Annotated in this window: 18 protein-coding genes; 6 read left to right on the plus strand and 12 right to left on the minus strand. The window is 51.0% G+C overall.

Annotated features, from left to right (window positions below):
* The first annotated feature begins 146 nt into the window (after positions 1-146).
* Positions 147-983 carry a formate dehydrogenase accessory sulfurtransferase FdhD gene (gene fdhD, locus ACLJTG_RS20175; protein ID WP_001059746.1) on the plus strand — a complete coding sequence of 279 codons (837 nt, stop codon included), beginning with the start codon at positions 147-149 and terminating at the stop codon, positions 981-983.
* A gap of 267 nt (positions 984-1,250) precedes the next feature.
* On the opposite strand, the gene ACLJTG_RS20180 is transcribed toward fdhD, so the two are convergent.
* Positions 1,251-2,282, minus strand: coding sequence for a DUF3829 domain-containing protein (locus ACLJTG_RS20180; protein ID WP_198898375.1), 1,032 nt, complete (start codon positions 2,280-2,282; stop codon positions 1,251-1,253).
* A 182-nt stretch (positions 2,283-2,464) separates the two neighbouring features.
* On the opposite strand from ACLJTG_RS20180, the gene ACLJTG_RS20185 reads away from it, so the two are divergent.
* Positions 2,465-3,532 (plus strand): YiiG family protein, encoded by a 1,068-nt coding sequence (locus tag ACLJTG_RS20185; protein ID WP_023260221.1) that lies wholly within the window; start codon positions 2,465-2,467, stop codon positions 3,530-3,532.
* A 342-nt stretch (positions 3,533-3,874) separates the two neighbouring features.
* On the opposite strand, the gene ACLJTG_RS20190 is transcribed toward ACLJTG_RS20185, so the two are convergent.
* Entirely contained in the window at positions 3,875-4,198 is a 324-nt protein-coding gene (locus ACLJTG_RS20190; RefSeq protein WP_000527677.1) for an AzlD domain-containing protein, read from the minus strand.
* Positions 4,198-4,857: an AzlC family ABC transporter permease gene (locus ACLJTG_RS20195; protein WP_000683586.1), complete on the minus strand. Its 660-nt coding sequence runs from the start codon at positions 4,855-4,857 to the stop codon at positions 4,198-4,200. The genes ACLJTG_RS20190 and ACLJTG_RS20195 overlap by 1 nt, the downstream gene beginning before the upstream one ends.
* A 100-nt stretch (positions 4,858-4,957) precedes the next feature.
* Between ACLJTG_RS20195 and ACLJTG_RS20200 the strand changes: the two genes are divergently transcribed.
* Positions 4,958-5,506, plus strand: a complete 549-nt coding sequence (locus ACLJTG_RS20200) for a helix-turn-helix domain-containing protein (protein WP_001517951.1) — start codon at positions 4,958-4,960, stop codon at positions 5,504-5,506.
* An 88-nt stretch (positions 5,507-5,594) separates the two neighbouring features.
* Here ACLJTG_RS20200 and rhaM read toward each other — a convergent pair whose 3' ends face one another.
* The 5 genes from rhaM to rhaB form a co-directional block, all read right to left on the minus strand.
* The gene (gene rhaM, locus ACLJTG_RS20205; RefSeq protein WP_000619477.1) at positions 5,595-5,909 is read right to left on the minus strand and encodes an L-rhamnose mutarotase; all 315 of its coding nucleotides are present in this window, start codon (positions 5,907-5,909) and stop codon (positions 5,595-5,597) included.
* A complete protein-coding gene (gene fucO, locus ACLJTG_RS20210; RefSeq protein WP_020437535.1) occupies positions 5,906-7,054 on the minus strand; it encodes a lactaldehyde reductase in 1,149 nt (382 codons plus the stop codon). Before fucO ends, rhaM begins: the two co-directional genes overlap by 4 nt.
* Before the next feature lie 126 nt (positions 7,055-7,180).
* Positions 7,181-8,008, minus strand: coding sequence for a rhamnulose-1-phosphate aldolase (gene rhaD, locus ACLJTG_RS20215; RefSeq protein WP_103133684.1), 828 nt, complete (start codon positions 8,006-8,008; stop codon positions 7,181-7,183).
* 142 nt (positions 8,009-8,150) lie between these two features.
* Entirely contained in the window at positions 8,151-9,410 is a 1,260-nt protein-coding gene (locus tag ACLJTG_RS20220; protein ID WP_000211472.1) for an L-rhamnose isomerase, read from the minus strand.
* A complete protein-coding gene (rhaB, locus tag ACLJTG_RS20225) occupies positions 9,407-10,876 on the minus strand; it encodes a rhamnulokinase (protein WP_410959054.1) in 1,470 nt (489 codons plus the stop codon). The genes ACLJTG_RS20220 and rhaB overlap by 4 nt, the downstream gene beginning before the upstream one ends.
* Before the next feature lie 287 nt (positions 10,877-11,163).
* Here rhaB and rhaS point away from each other — a divergent pair, with 287 nt between their 5' ends.
* Positions 11,164-12,000 carry an HTH-type transcriptional activator RhaS gene (gene rhaS, locus ACLJTG_RS20230; protein WP_000217109.1) on the plus strand — a complete coding sequence of 279 codons (837 nt, stop codon included), beginning with the start codon at positions 11,164-11,166 and terminating at the stop codon, positions 11,998-12,000.
* A 152-nt stretch (positions 12,001-12,152) separates the two neighbouring features.
* Positions 12,153-13,001, plus strand: a complete 849-nt coding sequence (gene rhaR, locus ACLJTG_RS20235) for an HTH-type transcriptional activator RhaR (RefSeq protein ID WP_198898374.1) — start codon at positions 12,153-12,155, stop codon at positions 12,999-13,001.
* On the opposite strand, the gene rhaT is transcribed toward rhaR, so the two are convergent.
* Positions 12,998-14,032 (minus strand): L-rhamnose/proton symporter RhaT, encoded by a 1,035-nt coding sequence (gene rhaT, locus ACLJTG_RS20240; RefSeq protein ID WP_000063541.1) that lies wholly within the window; start codon positions 14,030-14,032, stop codon positions 12,998-13,000. The genes rhaR and rhaT overlap by 4 nt on opposite strands.
* Before the next feature lie 618 nt (positions 14,033-14,650).
* Between rhaT and ACLJTG_RS20245 the strand changes: the two genes are divergently transcribed.
* Positions 14,651-15,334 carry an oligogalacturonate-specific porin KdgM family protein gene (locus ACLJTG_RS20245; protein ID WP_000378721.1) on the plus strand — a complete coding sequence of 228 codons (684 nt, stop codon included), beginning with the start codon at positions 14,651-14,653 and terminating at the stop codon, positions 15,332-15,334.
* 158 nt (positions 15,335-15,492) lie between these two features.
* Here the strand turns inward: ACLJTG_RS20245 and ACLJTG_RS20250 are convergent, their stop codons facing one another.
* From ACLJTG_RS20250 to ACLJTG_RS20260, 3 genes are read right to left on the minus strand one after another with little or no spacing between them, the layout of a single operon-like run.
* Complete coding sequence (locus ACLJTG_RS20250; RefSeq protein WP_410959055.1) at positions 15,493-16,800, minus strand: TRAP transporter large permease; 1,308 nt, start codon at positions 16,798-16,800, stop codon at positions 15,493-15,495.
* Entirely contained in the window at positions 16,793-17,308 is a 516-nt protein-coding gene (locus ACLJTG_RS20255; protein ID WP_001091413.1) for a TRAP transporter small permease, read from the minus strand. The genes ACLJTG_RS20250 and ACLJTG_RS20255 overlap by 8 nt, the downstream gene beginning before the upstream one ends.
* 18 nt (positions 17,309-17,326) lie before the next feature.
* Entirely contained in the window at positions 17,327-18,310 is a 984-nt protein-coding gene (locus ACLJTG_RS20260; protein WP_000812819.1) for a TRAP transporter substrate-binding protein, read from the minus strand.
* Positions 18,311-18,502: the final 192 nt, after the last annotated feature.

Here is an 18,502-nt window from a genome sequence, read left to right on the forward strand (position 1 = left end):
TCCGAAACGCTCAGGGAGTGGTTGTTATTTTTCTTTGCGGACGGGCCCGCAAAGGTTCAGAATTGGATAAATTTTCCTCCATCCGGGAGGAGTTGTAACAGAATACCATAATGTTGGTGTGTGTGTTCTTATATGGTTAAAATAAAGTGAACAATATACTGTCTGAAGAAGTCCTAAATGTGACTGATTTCACAACCTCACGCCAGTTGACTCTCTGGAAACGCGAGGATTTGCAGTCCTCCCAACTTGATGATGTTGCCGAGGAAGTGCCAGTGGCACTGGTGTATAACGGCATTTCGCATGTCGTTATGATGGCCTCTCCGAAAGATCTGACGCATTTCGCAATGGGGTTTTCTCTGTCGGAAGGGATCATTGACAGCCCGCGTGAAATCTATGGCATGGACGTTGTGCCGTCCTGTAACGGACTTGAAGTGCAGATTGATCTTTCCAGCCGTCGATTTATGGGGCTGAAAGCGCGTCGTCGCGCGCTGGCCGGACGCACCGGTTGCGGCGTGTGTGGCGTGGAACAGCTCAATGACATTGGTAAGCCGGTGCAACCGCTGCCGTTTAGCCAAACGTTTAATCTCGGTAACCTTGATCGCGCGTTAAAACATCTGAATGATTTTCAACCGACGGGTAAGCTGACGGGTTGTACGCACGCTGCGGCGTGGGTCATGCCGTCGGGTGAACTGGCGGGGGGCCATGAAGATGTCGGACGCCACGTTGCGCTGGATAAACTGCTCGGCCGCCGCGCTACGGAAGGTGAGGAATGGCGGCAAGGCGCGGCGCTGGTTTCCAGTCGTGCGAGTTACGAAATGGTGCAGAAGTCGGCGATGTGCGGTGTGGAAATTTTGTTTGCGGTTTCTGCTGCCACCACGCTCGCGGTTGACGTCGCTGAACGGTGTAATCTTACGCTGGTGGGGTTCTGTAAGCCGGGTCGGGCGACGATTTATACCCATCCGCAGCGGTTAATCGCAGACTAAAATAGTACCCTCTACATTTGCGTAAAATATATATTTTCTCAATTTTACAGCCTCTCTTGATAACGGAATCACGTATAGTGGCGAGGCCATACAGGTTTTAATCGTTTTTATGCTGGGCCGCAGCTTATTCCAGCCATTCACGAGGCGCTTGCTACCCGGTAATACTTCGAACGAAAAAAGCGCCCCTGGGGCGCTCTTTCGACAGTCGCTAACGACTTATTTGTTCAGTTTAGCGGTCATATGCACGCGATTTGCAGCGTGAAAAGCTTAGAACTCACGCTCAAGATGATAGCCATTATAGGTATCGATGAGCTCGTTATAAGCTTTAACCACAGCCTCATAAGAACCATCTACCATATCACCGCTGCCGCTATTGAGGTAGTCCTGCTCATGCGAGGTATACGCCACGTTATCGCGCACGCGCCGAATGCGTTTTTTCACCTTGCCCTGGAATTTTTCCAGCTCAGAAATAAAACCAGGGAAGCTACGATGTTTATCTATATCAACGTTGATCTTCTCGTTTAGCTTCTGAGTATGCTCTTCAAAATCAGCGAGCTGTTTGCTTACTGCCGCCACATCAAAAGAATCATCAGCTACAGCGTCATTAAGCGTCTCGGCTTCCTGCATCGTCAAAAGCGTATAGTACTTAATGGATTTACCTTCTTTCTTCTCGGTCGCCTTAATTTCATTAGCCGCATGCTGCCCACTCATAATGTTAATCTCGGCGATATATTTCTTCGCAATGGGATCAAACTCATCGAACTGTTTTATAAACGTTTTATGGAACGCTTTAGCGCCAGCAAAGGCATCATCCTTGAAGTTATCTTGATCATAGTATTTATTCATACTATTGATTGTTTCAGCTAGTGGCCCAGCCGCATTAATAAATGCCAGAGCAGCACTATCCAGAGAGGCAAACGCCGGCTTTAATTCAGCCGCCGCCTTGATGTCTTTCCGGCAGTCCTGGATAAATGCAGGATACACAGGAACCAGCGGAGAGGGATCGTCTTCCTTACCGGTAGGACCGGTACGGAAATCGTCGAATGTGTTAGCATAACGATTTACAGCACGGTAAATATCTGCCTGGAGATTATTATAACAATCAATGTAAACATTCAGCTTTTGGTTAAGAACATCGTTCGCATCTGCGCTTTCCGCTGATGTGGATTGTGTATTGCTCGCTGATGAATCCGCACTCCGAGCTACAGGTTGTTCGTCCGCTTTTTTTTCATCACAAGCGCTTAGCCCGGCAGTCATCAGCATAGCGATAATAATTGATGATAACAAATCCTTTTTCATTAGAATAACCTATAAATAATATCATTGAAATTTACAGATTCATTTTAATGAAAAAAAACAGGTATGTGATTTATTCAACACAAAAAATACTTAATCCATATTTCATTATAATTAACATTATCAATATCAATGTGTTCGTTAAAATAAGAGAACCCCAACGTAAATATACAGAAGGCAATTAAATGAAAAGGAATTTATTATCCTCAGCGATAATCATTGCGCTAATGACCCTGGGCGCAACAGGATGTGATGACAATAATGTTAAAACCGAGGCGACGCCGACCGCCAGCAGTCAGCCTGCGACGCCAGCGCCTTCTCAGACGCCGGAAACGCAATCTGGCGAAAGTCCAGCGCAGCCCCCGGCGGCGAAACCAGAAACGCCAGCTCAGCCGGAGGTTGACGCTGAAGAAGTTTATAGTGAAAAAATGGATGTCTATATCGATTGTTTTAATAAACTTCAATTGCCCGTTCAGCACAGTTTGGCGCGTTACGCGGATTGGGTGAAAGACTTTAAAAAAGGTCCGACAGGGAAAGAGAGCCTGGTTTATGGCATTTATGGTATTACGGAGTCTTACATAACGAATTGCCAGAAAGAGATGAAACAGGTGGCCGCCTTAACGCCATTACTTGAGCCTATTGATGGCGTTGCCGTTAGCTATATTGATAGCGCTGCCGCGCTGGGTAATACCATTAACGAAATGGAAAAATATTATACCCAGGAAAACTATAAAGATGATGCCTTTGCTAAAGGTAAGGCGCTGCATCAGACATTACTGAAGAATATCGAGGATTTTAAACCCGTCTCGGAAAAATATCATGAGGCTATTCAGGAAATAAATGACAGGCGGCAATTGACACAGTTGAAGAGAATAGAAGAAGCGGAAGGTAAAACATTTAACTATTATTCTCTGGCTGTCATGATCTCGGCAAAGCAGATCAACAAGGTTATTTCTGCCGATACCTTTGATGCCGAAGCGATGATGAAAAAAGTCGCGGAACTGGAAACAATGATTGCGCAATTGAAAGAAGTGAATACTGATGGCCGTAATTCTTCTTTCATCAGCTCTGCGGCTGATTATCAGCTACAAGCTAAAAAATATATTCGTCGTATCAGAGACAATGTTGAGTATTCTGATTTTGAAAAGAAACGGGTGCAGGACCCTGCAACAGGATGGATGGTTGCGGATTCTTATCCGGCGTCGTTGAGAAGTTATAACGAGATGGTGGATGATTATAACCGCCTGCGTTGAGTGACGGCACATTAACTGCGCACAGGCTGGCGCAAGTGCCTATAAAATTACGCTATAACGCCAATAAAAAGCGCCGATCAGGCGCTTTTTTCGTTCATGTATTTCGTCAGGCAATATCCGTAAAATAGCTGACGTAAACATTAACTAAAGAGAGTTATTAGGAAAACCAGTAATCTGAAGCTATCACAAGATGTTGAAGTTACTCTGACAGTGTCATTGAGGATCGGCATTCATATGGAAAGCATTTATCCCGCCTGATGCGAAAGTTCTGGGCTACTTCAGCATAGGGCGGCCCAGCCTTCATCACTTATAGGGTGTCACGTCCAACTATTCTGTAAGACGTTAATTAATACCCGCCATTCGTAATAACGCGGTCACCACTGCAGCGGCGATAATCACCACAATAAGCGGCATTTTACGCCAGGCTAAAAATACGGCGAAGCCAACCCCAAGAACGCGCGCCATTCCGGCAAAATGTTCGCCTTCGTAAAAGGTGGTCGCCAGCGCGACGGAGAATAGCAGCACCGTTGCCGCATCCGAGAGCAGCGCCTGTGAACGCTCAGACAGCGCCAGACGGCTGCCAAGTTTCGCGCCGCCGAGGCGCATCAAATAGGTTCCCGCAGATAAAAGAGCAATACCGATAATAAATAGCGTCATATTGCCCATTATTTTTTCCTCGCCAGTAGGCCAAGCAGCGAAAGCAACACCGGCAATCCGGCAGCCACAAAGGGAACGGCGGCAAGCGACAGCGCGGCGCCGCTGCAACCACGAATCAATGTGGTGCGGTTTTTAAACGCCGGGATCACCAGCGCCAGTAAGATTGCCGGGAATACGGCATCCAGACCAATGGTTTCTGGGGCCGGGAGCAGTTTGCCGACACCAGCGCCAATCAGTGTGCCAATCGGCCAGAATAGGGCGACGCCCAGACCGCATAGCCAGTAGGCGGCTTTACGTTGTTCGGGTGTTTTTTGCGACAGGCCGAACACCACGCTCTCATCATTCATAATATGGCAGCCGAAAAAGCTGGCGGCGCGGGTGCCAACCAAATCGCGCACCGTTACGCCAAACGGCACGTGGCGCGCATTCACCAGCAGTCCTGCCGCCGCCGCCGCTAACGGATTGCCGCCGCTGGCAACAATGCCGATAAACATAAATTCGGACGCGCCCGCCAGTACAAAAATAGAGAGGACAAACGGCACCCACAGTGGGAAACCGTAGGCCATCGCCAGTGAGCCATAGGACATGCCGACGACGCCCACGGCCAGGCACACTAAAAATATCGCTTTTATCGTGTCTCCCTTGAGACAGGAAAAATAGTGTTTCATCTTCTTTAGTCATATCGAACGAATTTTCATTATAATGAACGGAACAGATTTGCTTTACAAGACGAACATTTCGTTCGTTATAGTGAACGTTGGATGCTTTATGACACAACCTATTAGCGTCATTGCCAGAAGTCTGGTACGCGAACGCCAGCGAACCGGACTGTCGCTGGCGGAGATTGCGCGGCGCGCAGGCATCGCTAAATCTACGCTTTCACAACTGGAAGCAGGGAACGGCAACCCCAGCCTGGAGACGTTATGGTCGCTATGCGTCGCGCTCGACATTCCCTTTGCCAGGCTGCTGGAGCCGCAGGTACAAAAAACGCAGGTGATTCGCCGCGGAGAAGGCACCAAAGTGGTGGCGGAGCAGGCGCATTATCAGGCGATATTACTGGCGGCATGTCCGCCCGGCGCGCGGCGTGATATCTATCTGCTGTTGACGCAGCCGGGGGCCGACCGGATCTCTCACCCGCATCCGCCGGGGTCGGTGGAACATATTATTGTTACGCAGGGAAAAGCCCTCGTCGGCTTAACCGAGGCGCCGGAAGAGCTGGCGGAGGGCGATTACATTTGTTATCCCGGCGACCAGGCGCATATCTTTAAAGCGCTGGAACCGGATACTCAGGCTATCCTGGTAGCGGAGCAGAATTGAACTTGCCGGATGGCGGCGTAACCGCCTTATCCGGCCGACAAAAAATAAAACCGTAGGCCCGGTAAGCTTGCGCCACCGGGCACACGACTTACTGCAGATAAAACACCTCTTTTAGCTCTGCGTTGACCGGGCTGTTATCCGGATTCGCGGGCATAACGTCACGCATATGTTTCCACCAACGCTGGCAAACGTCGGTGCTGGCAACGGCATTCCAGCGCTCCTCGGATTCAATCTCAACGGTGGCGAACAGCAGATTGCGCTCCTGATCGAGATAAATCGCGTAGTGATGCGCGCCGTGAGATTTTAATACGGCTTCCAGCTCCGGCCAGATTGGGTTATGACGACGCTGATACTCCTCGTGCGCGTCGGCATTTACCTGCATCACAAAGGCTTTGCGGATCATAACGCCTCCAGGTACAGCTCGCGAACTTCATCGCGGCTGGCGGTGCGCGGGTTACACGGCGCGCACGGGTCGGCGAGGGCTTTATCCAGCCAGCCTTCGATATCTTCTTTTGTGACGCCCAACGTGCTGAAACCTTCTGGAATGCCGACGCGTTTGCTCAGCGTACGGATAGCGTTAATCGCTTCCTGACTTGCGGCTTCGTCAGACATACCGCGCGTCTCCACGCCCATCGCCTGTGCGATGCGGGCAAAACGCGCGACGGCGTTCGGACGGTTAAAGTTCTCGACAATTGGCAGCAGGATAGCGTTGCAGACTCCGTGCGGCAGGTTGTGAGTTGCGCCCGGCTGGTGCGCCAGCGCGTGAACCAGCCCCAAACCGGCGCTGTTGAACGCCATACCCGCCAGGTACTGGCCGAATGCCATTTGCTCACGGGCTTCGAGGTTATGGCCATCGTCAACCGCTTTCGGTAGCCACAAATTGATTAAGCGAATCGCTTCCAGCGCGTTAGCGTCGGTAAGCGGATGCGCGCCAACGGAGACATAGGCTTCCACCGCATGGGTCAGGGCATCCATGCCGGTTGCGGCGGTCACAGAAGCGGGGATTTCCAGCATGACGCTGGCGTCATCCACGGCAATATCCGGGATGATATTCGGGTCGATGATTACCTCTTTGACCTTACGGGCAGAGTCGATAATCACCGCGTTGCTGGTCATCTCTGCCGCGGTACCTGCCGTAGTATTAATCGCTACCAGCGGTACGCCGGCGTTTTTCACTTTGCCGACGCCGGAGTAGGCGGTAGAAGGACCTGGGTTGGCGGTCAGAATTTTCACCGCTTTTGCGGTATCGATCGGGCTGCCGCCGCCGAAGGCGATAATGTAGTCACATTCTGCGCTCTGATACGCCGCAAAACCTTTCTGCACCAGCTCTTCTGTCGGGTTTGGGAACACCTCATCAAACAGGTGGTAAGACATTTGATGTTCATCCAGTGCGCTAAACAGGCTATCCAGCAGGCCCAGCTTTACCAGTTGACCATCGGTAACGATCAGCGCTTTGCCCCATTGCTTATTCGCCACGAGGTTCACCATATCGGCAATCGCTCCAGCGCCATGCAGGCTAATTTTTGGCAGTGCCAACATAAAGCTCATCACTATTCTCCTTAAAAAAATTCCCTGTTGCCCGATGGCGCTACGCTTATCGGGCCTACGGTAAAATGCGCACCGGCCTGTAGGCCGGATAAGGCAAAGCCGCATCCGGCGTTGAGTTGGCAGGTATCAGTACAGCGCTACGGCGCTGGCCAGCGGTGTCACGCCAAAACGTTTGCCGAGTGCGACCAGTTCTTCGCGCGTGATGGTCTGCTTCATACCGCCCATCGAATAGATTTTGACTAATACCTCAGCGGATTTCTCTGCGGTATCTATCAAACCGAAGGTTTCATCCAGCGTAGGTCCGCTTCCGAACACGCCGTGGAACGGCCACAGCACCAGCGAATGTTTCTGCATTTCTTGCGCGGTGGCCTGGCCGATTTCATCGGTGCCTGGCACCATCCACGGCAGAATGCCGACACCGTCCGGGAATACCACCAGACATTCGGTGCTGCCTTCCCACAGTTTGCGGGTGATCAGCGCAGTGTTGTTTTCCAGTACGTAGGTGAGGGCGATCAGGTTAGTCGCATGGCAATGCATAATGACGCGGTCTTTGCCGTGGGTGGCTTTGATGCGTTCGCAGTGGGAAAGGAAATGCGCCGGGAGTTCAGAGGTGGGTACCGCGTCGTGGGTTAAGCCCCACAGAATGTGGTAGCCTGCGCCGTCGCTGTCGATTTTGACCACGCCTAAATTGGCTGCCGGATCGAGCTGCACGTTGCGGAAGAATTTGCCGGAACCGGTAACGATAAACGGCGTATTCGCCAGCAGCGGCATGGGTTGACTTAGCGTGATATAGCGCGGTTTTTCGTGGAAATTAGCCGCAAACGGTGCGATATCGGCTTCATCCAGACGCAGCGTCAGGTTACCGCCATTACGTTCGTCCCACCCTTTCAGCCATGCATCAGACGTGGCTTTAATCATGCCCTGGACAAACCAGGAATCGGTAATATTTTGCATGTTCGTGTTCCCATTCATTGCCCGAAGGTTATTCGGGTCTTACATAGGCCGGATAAGCGCAGCGCCATCCGGCAATCGTGTTTCATTTATTGCCGGATGGCGACGCGGGCGTCTTATCCGGCCTACAGATCAGGTGTCGCTGTCAGCTACGTTTGCTCAGGATCTCTTTTTCGTAGGTGCGAACGCTGTCCAGCCACTGGCTGCCAGTCGGCGTGTCGTGACGCTGGCAATACATTTCCCAGACGGCCTGCCACGGCAGAGATTTCTGCTCTTCCAGCAGCGCCAGACGCGCGGTGTAATCGCCGCTGGCCTCAAGCTGACGCAGTTGATCTGTGGGTTCCAGCAGAGCGCGCAGCAGCGCTTTTTTCATGTTGCGGGTACCGATAACCCACGCGGCGACACGGTTGATAGAGGCGTCGAAGAAATCCAGACCGATATGCACACGGTCGAACAGGTTATGACGGACGATCTCGCTGGCAATTGCCTGGGTTTCATCGTCCAGGAGCACCACGTGGTCGCTATCCCAGCGTACCGGGCGGCTGACGTGCAGCAGCAGCCGTGGCACATAGAGCATGGCGGCGGAAATTTTGTCGGAAATCACTTCAGTGGGATGGAAGTGGCCCGCATCCAGACACAGCGCGGTCTGACGGCTGGTGGCGTAGCCCATGTAGAACTCATTGGAGCCGACGGTGTAGCTTTCCGCGCCGATGCCAAACAGTTTGCTCTCAACGGCGTCGATGTGGTGCGCCGGGTCGAATTTCTCGCTAATGACCTCATCCAGCGCTTCCAGCAGGCGCTGGCGCGGGGCTAAACGGTCGACGGTAATGTCTTTCATGCCGTCCGGAATCCAGATGTTCATCACCGACGGCGTACCGAGCTGCTCACCAAAGTATGCCGAGACGCGGCGGCTGGCCTTGCAGTGATCGATCCAGAACTGGCGAATTTTCGCGTCTGGATGAGAGAGGGTAAAACCGTCAGCGCTCAGTGGATGAGAAAAACAGGTGGGGTTGAAATCCAGCCCCAGCCGGTTCGCTTTCGCCCACTCCACCCAGTTTTTAAAATGCTCCGGTTTGATCTGGTCGCGAGCAACCGGCGTATCCGACTCAAGGTAAATGGCGTGCAGGTTCAGCCGTTTTGGTCCTGGGATCAGACGCAGCGCCTGTTCCAGATCGGCGCGCAGTTCGGTGGCGTTACGCGCTTTGCCCGGATAGTTGCCGGTCGACTGAATTCCGCCCGTCAACGAACCTTCCGGGTTCTCGAATCCGGCAACATCGTCGCCCTGCCAGCAGTGCATGGAAACCGGCAGGCGATCGAGCTGGCGCAGCGCCTCCTCGACATCAATACCTACTGCGGCGAAACGTTGTTTTGCCAGTTCCCAGGCTTGTTCCAGTTGAGTGGTCATGCGCAAAGCTCCTTTGTCTGTCGTTTGGGTTGAAACTGCGCAACGTGGCGGGCAATTTCACTATCAGGATTAGGGATATAGGTTGTCAGGTCGTAGTTAGCGCTGACGACCTGACGGAAGTCATCGACGTTGTTTAATTCGTCGAGGGTCATAAGCTGAATACCAATATTGCCAAGGGTGGAGGCTTCAACCGGCCCGGCCATCACGCGAATGCCACATGCATCGGCGCACAACTGGTTGAGTAGCGAGTTTTGGCATCCGCCGCCGACAATATGCAGTTGGGTAAATTTTTCGCCGCGCAGATTTGCCAGTTCGTGCAGAATGTCGGCATACAACAGCGCCAGACTGTCGAAAATGCAGCGCGCCAGTTCGGCATCGCTGACGGGAACGGGCTGGTCGATCTCGCGACAGGCTGCCTGGATTTCAGCGCGCATATCGTCAGGATTGATAAAGCGATCGTCATTCGGGTTAATCAGGAAACGGCAGGCCGGCAGCGCTTCTGTTTGGGCAATAAGCGCAGGCAGATCGGTAATGCGCCGTTCTTTCAGCACACGCTGGAGCAGCCACAAACCCATAATGTTTTTCAGTACCCGATAACGCCCTTCCGCGCCGCCTTCGTTGGTGATATTGGCGGCCAGCGCCTCGTCAGTGGTGTAAGGTTTTTTGCTTTCAAAACCCATCAACGACCAGGTGCCTGAAGACAGGTAAGCGCTATGTTTATTTGCCAGCGGAGAGGCAATAACGGCGCTGGCGGTATCGTGGCTGGCGACGGCTACCACCGGAATACGGTTGCCCTGCGGGCAAATCCAGTCGCCGATAACATTGCCAGGGTGTGAGGGGCGACCGAACCAGCTCTTTTTCGCGCCGGTCCACGCCAGCAGGGTCTCGTCCCAGTCATCGGTATTGATATTGACCAACTGGGTGGTTGTGGCGTTGGTGTATTCCCAGTTCATTTCACCGGTCAGGCGGTAGCTGAAATAATCGGGCATCAGCAGCGCATGAGCGACCTGCGCCGTTAACTCAGGCTGTTGTTTCGTCAGCGCGCGTAGCTGATAGATGGTGTTAAACGGCAGAAACTGAATCCCGCTGCGGCGATAGATTTCGCTTTTGCCGATCTGGACCAGCGCTTGCGGCATGATGCCCGTGGTACGGTTATCGCGGTAGGAGACCGGCAGGCCGACACGCTGACCTTGTTTATCCAGCAGGACATAATCGACGCCCCAGGTGTCGATGCCGATGCTGTCGATAAGAATGCCTTCATTGCAGACTTTCTTCAGACCAAGACGGATATCCTTTTCCAGACTGTCGATGTCCCAGGTGTCAAACCCGTCTGTTTTTTGTAGGCAGTTCACAAAACGGTGAATTTCACGTAGCGTCAGGGTACGGTGTTTGCTGTCGTAACGCGCCAGCATCACGCGCCCGCTGGATGCGCCGAGATCAACCGCGACACAATGGCGAAAAGTCATAATCAGGTCCTTCTTAGAGTCATTGCGCACAGTCTAAAAAAGCCCTCAAAGACCTACCTTCTCGTTACTGACAGGAAAATGAGCCGCTGGCAACAAGGCAAAGATGAACGTGATAGCGTTCACAGTTTCTACTAATAGGCCGGTGTGATGTCGTCCGCATTTCCCGCTTTTTCCCGCCTTTTCTTGAAAAAAAGACCATGTTTGCGCGCTTTAGCGTCAAAAATTTAAGGTGAGGCCGATAACCCTTAATTACTATTCGGACATGTTGAATTCAGGAGGAAGCAACCATGACCGTACTGCATAGCGTGGATTTTTTTCCATCAGGTAAAGCGCCCGTGGCGATTGAACCTCGTCTGCCGCAAGCCGCTTTCCCTGAACATCATCATGATTTTCATGAAATCGTGATTGTGGAACACGGTACGGGCATTCATGTATTCAACGGGCAGCCGTATACCATCAGCGGCGGTACCGTGTGTTTTGTTCGCGATCACGACCGGCATTTATATGAACATACCGACAACCTATGCCTGACGAATGTACTGTGGCGTTCACCGGACGCCTTCCAGTTCCTGGCGGGGTTGGATCAATTGCTGCCGCAGGAGCAGGATGGTTACTATCCTTCTCACTGGCGGGTGAATCAGAGTGTGTTGCAGCAGGTGCGCCAGTTGGTCGGTCTGATGGAGCACGCCGGAGACGGCATGGATGCGCCTGCCGTGGCGAATCGCGAAATTTTGTTCATGCAACTACTGGTGTTGTTACGCCGCAGTAGCCTGATGGAAGGCGCGACCAATAACGACGCCAAACTCAACCAACTGATGGCATGGCTGGAAGACCATTTTGCGGAGGAGGTCTGCTGGGAGGCGGTAGCTGAACAGTTTTCGCTGTCGCTACGCACGCTGCATCGTCAGCTTAAACAGCATACCGGGCTGACGCCGCAACGTTACCTTAATCGCCTGCGTTTGATCAAAGCCCGGCATTTATTGCGCCATAGCGATCATAGCGTGACAGAAATCGCGTACCGCTGCGGTTTTGGCGACAGTAACCACTTTTCGACTCTGTTTCGCCGAGAATTTAACTGGTCGCCGCGGGATATCCGTCAGGGACGCGATGCGATAATCCAGTAACGCGAACGCTATCAACGTTTTCGTCGCCAATATGCTGATAATTATACCCTTTAATACCGGATGGCGGCTGCGCCTTACCTGGCCTACGGCGGCGAGCGGTAGACAGAATAAGCGTAGCGCCATCCGGCAAGCATTCAACATGAGGTGCTGCGGTGGCAAATCAGTTAATCCTTTTGAAAAAAGATTTTTTTACTGATGAGCAGCAGGCCATTACGGTTGCCGATCGCTATCCACAGGATGTTTTTGCGGAACATACGCATGAGTTTTGTGAACTGGTGATGGTCTGGCGGGGCAATGGCCTACACGTTCTTAATGAGCGCCCATACAGAATTACCCGCGGCGATCTGTTTTACATTCGTGCTGAAGACAAACACTCCTATACCTCCGTTAACGATCTGGTGCTGCAAAATATTATTTATTGCCCGGAGCGTTTGAAACTCAATGTAAACTGGCAGGCGATGATTCCCGGCTTTCAGGGAGCGCAGTGGCATCCTCACTGGCGGCTGGGCAGTATGGGAATGAATCAGGCGCGGCAGGTCATTAACCAGCTTGAACATGAGAGTAATGGACGCGATCCGCTGGCGAATGAGATGGCGGAATTGCTGTTTGGTCAACTGGTAATGACGTTAAAACGGCATCGCTACGCGACCGACGATCTTCCGGCAACCTCCCGAGAAACCCTGTTGGATAAATTAATTACCGCTTTGGCTAATAGCCTTGAGTGTCCCTTTGCGCTGGATGCGTTTTGCCAGCAGGAACAATGCAGCGAACGGGTGCTGCGGCAGCAGTTTCGCGCCCAAACCGGGATGACCATTAATCAATATTTACGCCAGGTCCGTATTTGCCACGCGCAGTATCTGCTTCAGCATAGCCCGCTGATGATTAGCGAGATTTCGATGCAGTGCGGTTTTGAAGATAGTAATTATTTTTCAGTGGTGTTCACGCGGGAAACCGGGATGACGCCGAGCCAATGGCGTCATCTCAGTAATCAAAGCGATTAACTGGCCATGCCTAAACCGACAATATTCGCCGCGATAATAATTACCACGCAGCCGAGGCTTAATACGGCAACGGGACGGCGGCCAGCATTTTTCCACTCTTTTAGCACCAGACCGACAAGCCCCCCGCACAGCACATAGAAGCTCATGTGCAGCATCCAGCTCATGTAGTCATATTGCGCTGGAATGCGCGCGTGACCCCAGGCATAGAAAAAGAACTGTAAATACCACATCAGACCGCCAAGCGCGGACAGCAGAATATTGCTGATAATCAACGGTCTTGCCAGCGAGAAGTCGGCTTTTATCGACAGATTTTGCACTTTTGCCAGGCGGATAAAACAGAAACCGAGGTTCACCAGCGCGCCGCCGCCCATAATCACCACGTAACTCGGCAGCGCGACATAGAGCGGGTCAACGCCAAGCGCGGCAGCAGCTTCATGCATCGGTTTCGCGGCGTTCATGGCAAAAGACATCCCCGCCGAGAAAATACCGCACATCACTGCCAGCAGAAGCCCTTTCTTCAGATTGAACTCCTCCGCTTTAATGCCCATTTTGCGTTCTTTTAACTGTCCGGCGCGCGTCACAATCCCGACGCCGATCAGCGCGACAAAAACGCCAAGTAGCGTCATGCGTCCCCCTTCGGTATGAATTAACACATCGAAGTTACCGTTGATGATAGGCGTCATCAGCGTGCCGACGATAAGCGTAATGCCGATAGCGATGCCGATACCCATCGACATGCCGAGATAACGCATGGTCAGGCCGTAGTTAATATTGCCGATGCCCCACATGGCGCCGAACAGAAAAACCGGTAAAAGGGTGGAGAGGTTAAACTGCCCATAATAGGCCCAGAAATCAGGCAGTAACAGAGCGCTAATTGTCCACGGCAGAATAAGCCATGAGACGATGCCGCCCACTGACCACATGGTTTCCCATGACCACTGTTTCACTTGCTTGAACGGGGCATAGAAGCAGGCTGCACTGGCCGCCCCTATCAGATGCCAGAAAATACCCATCGTAATCGCGTTACTCATGACATGTTCCTCATTATTTTTTATGGACGGGATACCCCTTCCGTTTGCATGAGTTTAAAAATTACGCAGCCTGGTAACCTTATAACGATTGCCGCCGTTGGGTGTATTCTGGCAATCAGCACGTTAATGAAGTGATTAACTTCACGTTTTAAAAAAGTCGGAGCGCATCGTGACCGTCTGGATGTTATTTAAATCAGTGGATAATATTTTTTTTCTAAAATACCTTCATCATAACGACACGAAACGACTTAGCTGGCAGTAATGCAAAGAAAACGCTGCGTGAGATCACATAATGGGAATAGTCTGACTTACCGTTTGATAAAAGGGTAGTTATACAGTAATTATTTAGTTGTTTTATTTGTATTTACAATTTAAATATATTGAAATTAACGTTAGGAATCAATGAAATATAAATATAAGGAAATCCCTATATTGGCGTTGTTGATGGTGTTTTGATTTTTATTTTATATTACGAATATAAATTTCATTTATTTTATTTTGCTTTTTGAACATTATCCCAATTTTAAATTAAAGATCTTTGTCTATATTGTCGCCATTCACATTGCGTATTATGGTTGTAACGGTCTGACATGAAACAACGTTTTAATTTTAAATTAAATGGATTCTGTTATGAGAAAATCTCTTTTCTTACTATTACCTCTTGTTGTAACAAATGCGCATGCAGTATATGTCGATGTTCGTCATGAATATCTTGATGATAGTAAAGCTAACTATGACCGTGCGTATATTTCTCATCGGTTTGCGAATGGTGTTGGTTTTGCGATAGAAGCTATCTCAAAATCAGGCGGGGATGACACCAATAAAGCGTTTAATGACCTGGAAACACAGGGCAACGAATATACGATAAGCTACCAATTTAAAACCGGTGATGTCGCCTGGCAACCGGGTTTCGTGCTGGAAACAGGCAACGGTTACTCTACCTATAAGCCTTACTTCCGCGCGACGTGGACATTAAATGAAAGCTGGTGGGTTGGTGCGCGCTATCGTTTTGAATATGTACGCCGTTCTTCTGATATCCGTGATGATGATACCATCAATCGTATGGATGTCTGGGCGGGTTATAAATGGAACAACTTTGACTGGACAATCGAAGGAATTTATAAGAAAGCTGATAAATATGATCTTTACGATGGCGGCAAAGATAACTATGAATATAACTTCAGAACTGCCTATATTATTGACCAATGGTCGCCATTTGTTGAGGTAGGTAATGTTTCCGTCAATAGCAACAGCGATGAAAGACAAACCCGTTTCCGCGTGGGTATAGGCTACACATTCTAATCATTATCCCTGTTTATTATTTATTCCCTTTTCCGGCTACTTTATAGGTAGCCGGTTTTTTTTACCTGGTGATGACCTGCGGATAATTATTATCGTGCGTTGGCCGGATAAGACGCGAATCGCCATCCGGCCAACGAGATGTGCAGGAAACTATGCGCTTACATGATGCCCAGTAGACGGGGTAAGAACAGTGTGATTTCCGGAATGTAGGTAATTAATAACAGAACGCCGATAATCGCGCCGTAAAAAGGCAGCAACGGTTTAATCACTTCCTCAACTTTGACCTTACCGACGCTCGCCCCGACATATAAACCACTGCCAACTGGCGGCGTAATGGTGCCAATCGCCAGGTTATAGATCATGATAATGCCGAAATGCACCGGATCGACGCCCAGTTTAGCCATGATCGGCAGCAGAATCGGGGTAAAAATCAGAATGGCCGGACCGATATCCATAAATGCGCCGATAATCAACAAAAAGACGGTAATGACTAACAGGATAACCAGTTTATTGGCGGAAATACCGAGGATCATATCGCTCAGCGCCGCAGGAATATTGGTGATCGACATCGAGAAGGACATCGCCGAAGAGGTTGCCAGCAGGAACATGATGACCCCGGTCATTACCACTGTCTGGAGCAAAATCGAAGGCAAATCCTTAATTTTCAGCGTGCGGTAAAACACCATCGTCAGCAATAACGTATACACCACGGCAATCGCGGAGGCTTCAATGGCGGTGAAAATCCCCTGCACAATGCCGCCGACGATAATCACGATCAGCAGCAGGCTGGGAATGGCCTCAACGGCAACTTTTAGCGCCATGCCTTTTTGGACGGTGAAGAAAACCCGATAATTTCGACGCTTAGCGACCACCAGCGTGACCAGCATACAGCCAACGCCCCACAGCACTCCCGCGACCAGACCGCCGGCGAACAGAGCGGCAATCGATGTTCCCCCGCTTGCCAGCGCGTAAAGGATAAAAGCCGTGGTGGGTGGAATTAACATTCCCGTCGGCGCGGAGGCGATATTCACCGCGGCCGCAAAACCGCGATCGTAACCTTCGCGCGCGCTCATCGGCACCATCACGCCGCCGATAGAGGTTGAGGCGGCAATTGCCGATCCGGAAATTGCACCGAACATCATATTGCCGACGATGTTGGTGTAAGAGAGCGAGCCGGGCTGTTTGCCAGTAAACAGTTTGGCAAAATTGACCAGCCGGGCGGCTATTCCCCCGCTATTCATGATCACCCCGGACAAAACGAAGAACGGCACGGCCAGCAAGGCAAAACTGTCCAGGCTGGAGAACATTTTTTGCGCGGTGGCGAACATCGAAATATCGAAAGGCAGTACCAGCATCATGGTGCTGAAAGAGGCGATAACGATGCAGATCCCGATAGGCGCGCCCATGGCCAGTAAAACAACAAAGACGGCAATTAGCGTACAGGACGCAAAAATAGGGTCAATCATGTGATTTCTCCAGAGTGTGCTCAGTGGTATCCGTGGCGGAATGGATAGCTTTCAGGGCGTCAACGATATTCAGCAGCCCATAGAGGATGATCAGTACGCCTGCGCAGGGGAGCGCGTAATAAATTTTCCCCATCGGAATGCCCAGCGCAGGGGAGATTTGCAGCATAGAAATCGCAGAAATCTTTAAGCCGCCGATAATCAATACCCAAATGGAAAACGCGATAAAAATGACCTGCAGAATAATATCCCACCAGCCGCGAATCGTCGGCGACACCTTATCCAGTAAGAGAGTCAGGCTGATATGCTGTTTCTGACCAGCGACAAAAGCCATGCCCAGCATTGATACCCATACCAGGAGAAATCGCAGCATCTCTTCGGTAAGGGTGCTGGGAACGCCCAGAATGTAGCGGCTCACCACCTGCCAGCAGGCGATGCCCACCATTATCGCCAGCACCAGGCAACAGATAGCGCCCAGCAATAAATCAAGTCCTTTTCTGAATGTGTTCATCTTAATTTCCTGATTAGATTAATTTTTTGCTGTCTGGATACGTTGATACAGCCCGTAAAGCCGCGGTTTGTTTTTCAGACCGTCGTAAATAGGCTGTACTGCCTCCTGGAAGGGTTTTTTGTCGATCTCGTAGAATTCAACGTTGAAATCTTTTACCGCCGCCAGCCTGGTTTTCTCTATTTCCTTGTCCCATGCGGCTTTCTCAAATTCGATCGACGCCTTGATGGCGGCTTCGACGATGCGCTGCTGTTCCGGCGTCAGCTTTTCCAGCGTGAGGGTACTCATTAGCAGGATATCGGGAATGCGGGTGTGCATATCGTAGGTGTAATAACGGGCGACTTCGCCGTGGCGGGCGATGGTGAGAGCGAACTCATTGTTTTCCGCGCCGTCGAGAATGCCTTGTTGTAATGAGGTATAGACCTCCGCCTGGCTCATGGCGATAGGCGAAGCGCCCAGCAGTTTGAGGGTTTGGATCGCCGTCTCACTCTGCATGACGCGGATCTTTTTCCCGCGTAAATCCTCAATGCGTTTAATCGGCGCTTTGCTCATATAAAAATTACGCGCGCCGGAATCATACCAGCCTACGCCGATAAACCCCTGCGCGGCGGTGGACTGATAAACAGGCTCCATCACCTGCGGGTTATCCATTACGCGGTAGTATTCCTCGACGGTGGCAAACAGGTAGGGAAGTGAGAACACGCCGTACTCAGGCGAAAAACTCTCCATCAGCCCGGACGACACTTTAGTGATGTCGACGACGCCGACCTGCGTCAACTCCACCAGTTCGCGCTCGCCGCCAAGCTGTCCGTCCGGGAAGTACTGTACTTTGATATCGCCGCCCGTTTTCTCTTCCACTTGCTGCCCCAGGAAGTGCAACGCATCTTTTACCGGCTGGCTATTTTCAGCGTAGGCCAGGCGCAAAATGGTTTCGCCGTGGGAGAAGAAAGAGAGTGTGGAGAGTAAGGCCAACGTAGCCAGACGTATAAAACCAGGTTGCTTCATAATTCCCTCGCAATTGTAATAATTTACCGGGAATGTAATTGCATGGTGAAATTATAACCTTCTTGATTTTGCCACCGCTGACAAAAATTGGCACCAAAAGAAAGATTTTGAAACCCTGTTTCACATTTCATGATTTCCAGGAATTCATCAACAGGCGGTTTCGGTTGGAGGCGTAAAAAACGATTTTTTTCA

The sequence above is a fragment of the Salmonella sp. SAL00672 genome, assembly GCF_046552175.1.
GTDB classification, from domain to species: Bacteria; Pseudomonadota; Gammaproteobacteria; order Enterobacterales; family Enterobacteriaceae; genus Salmonella; species Salmonella enterica.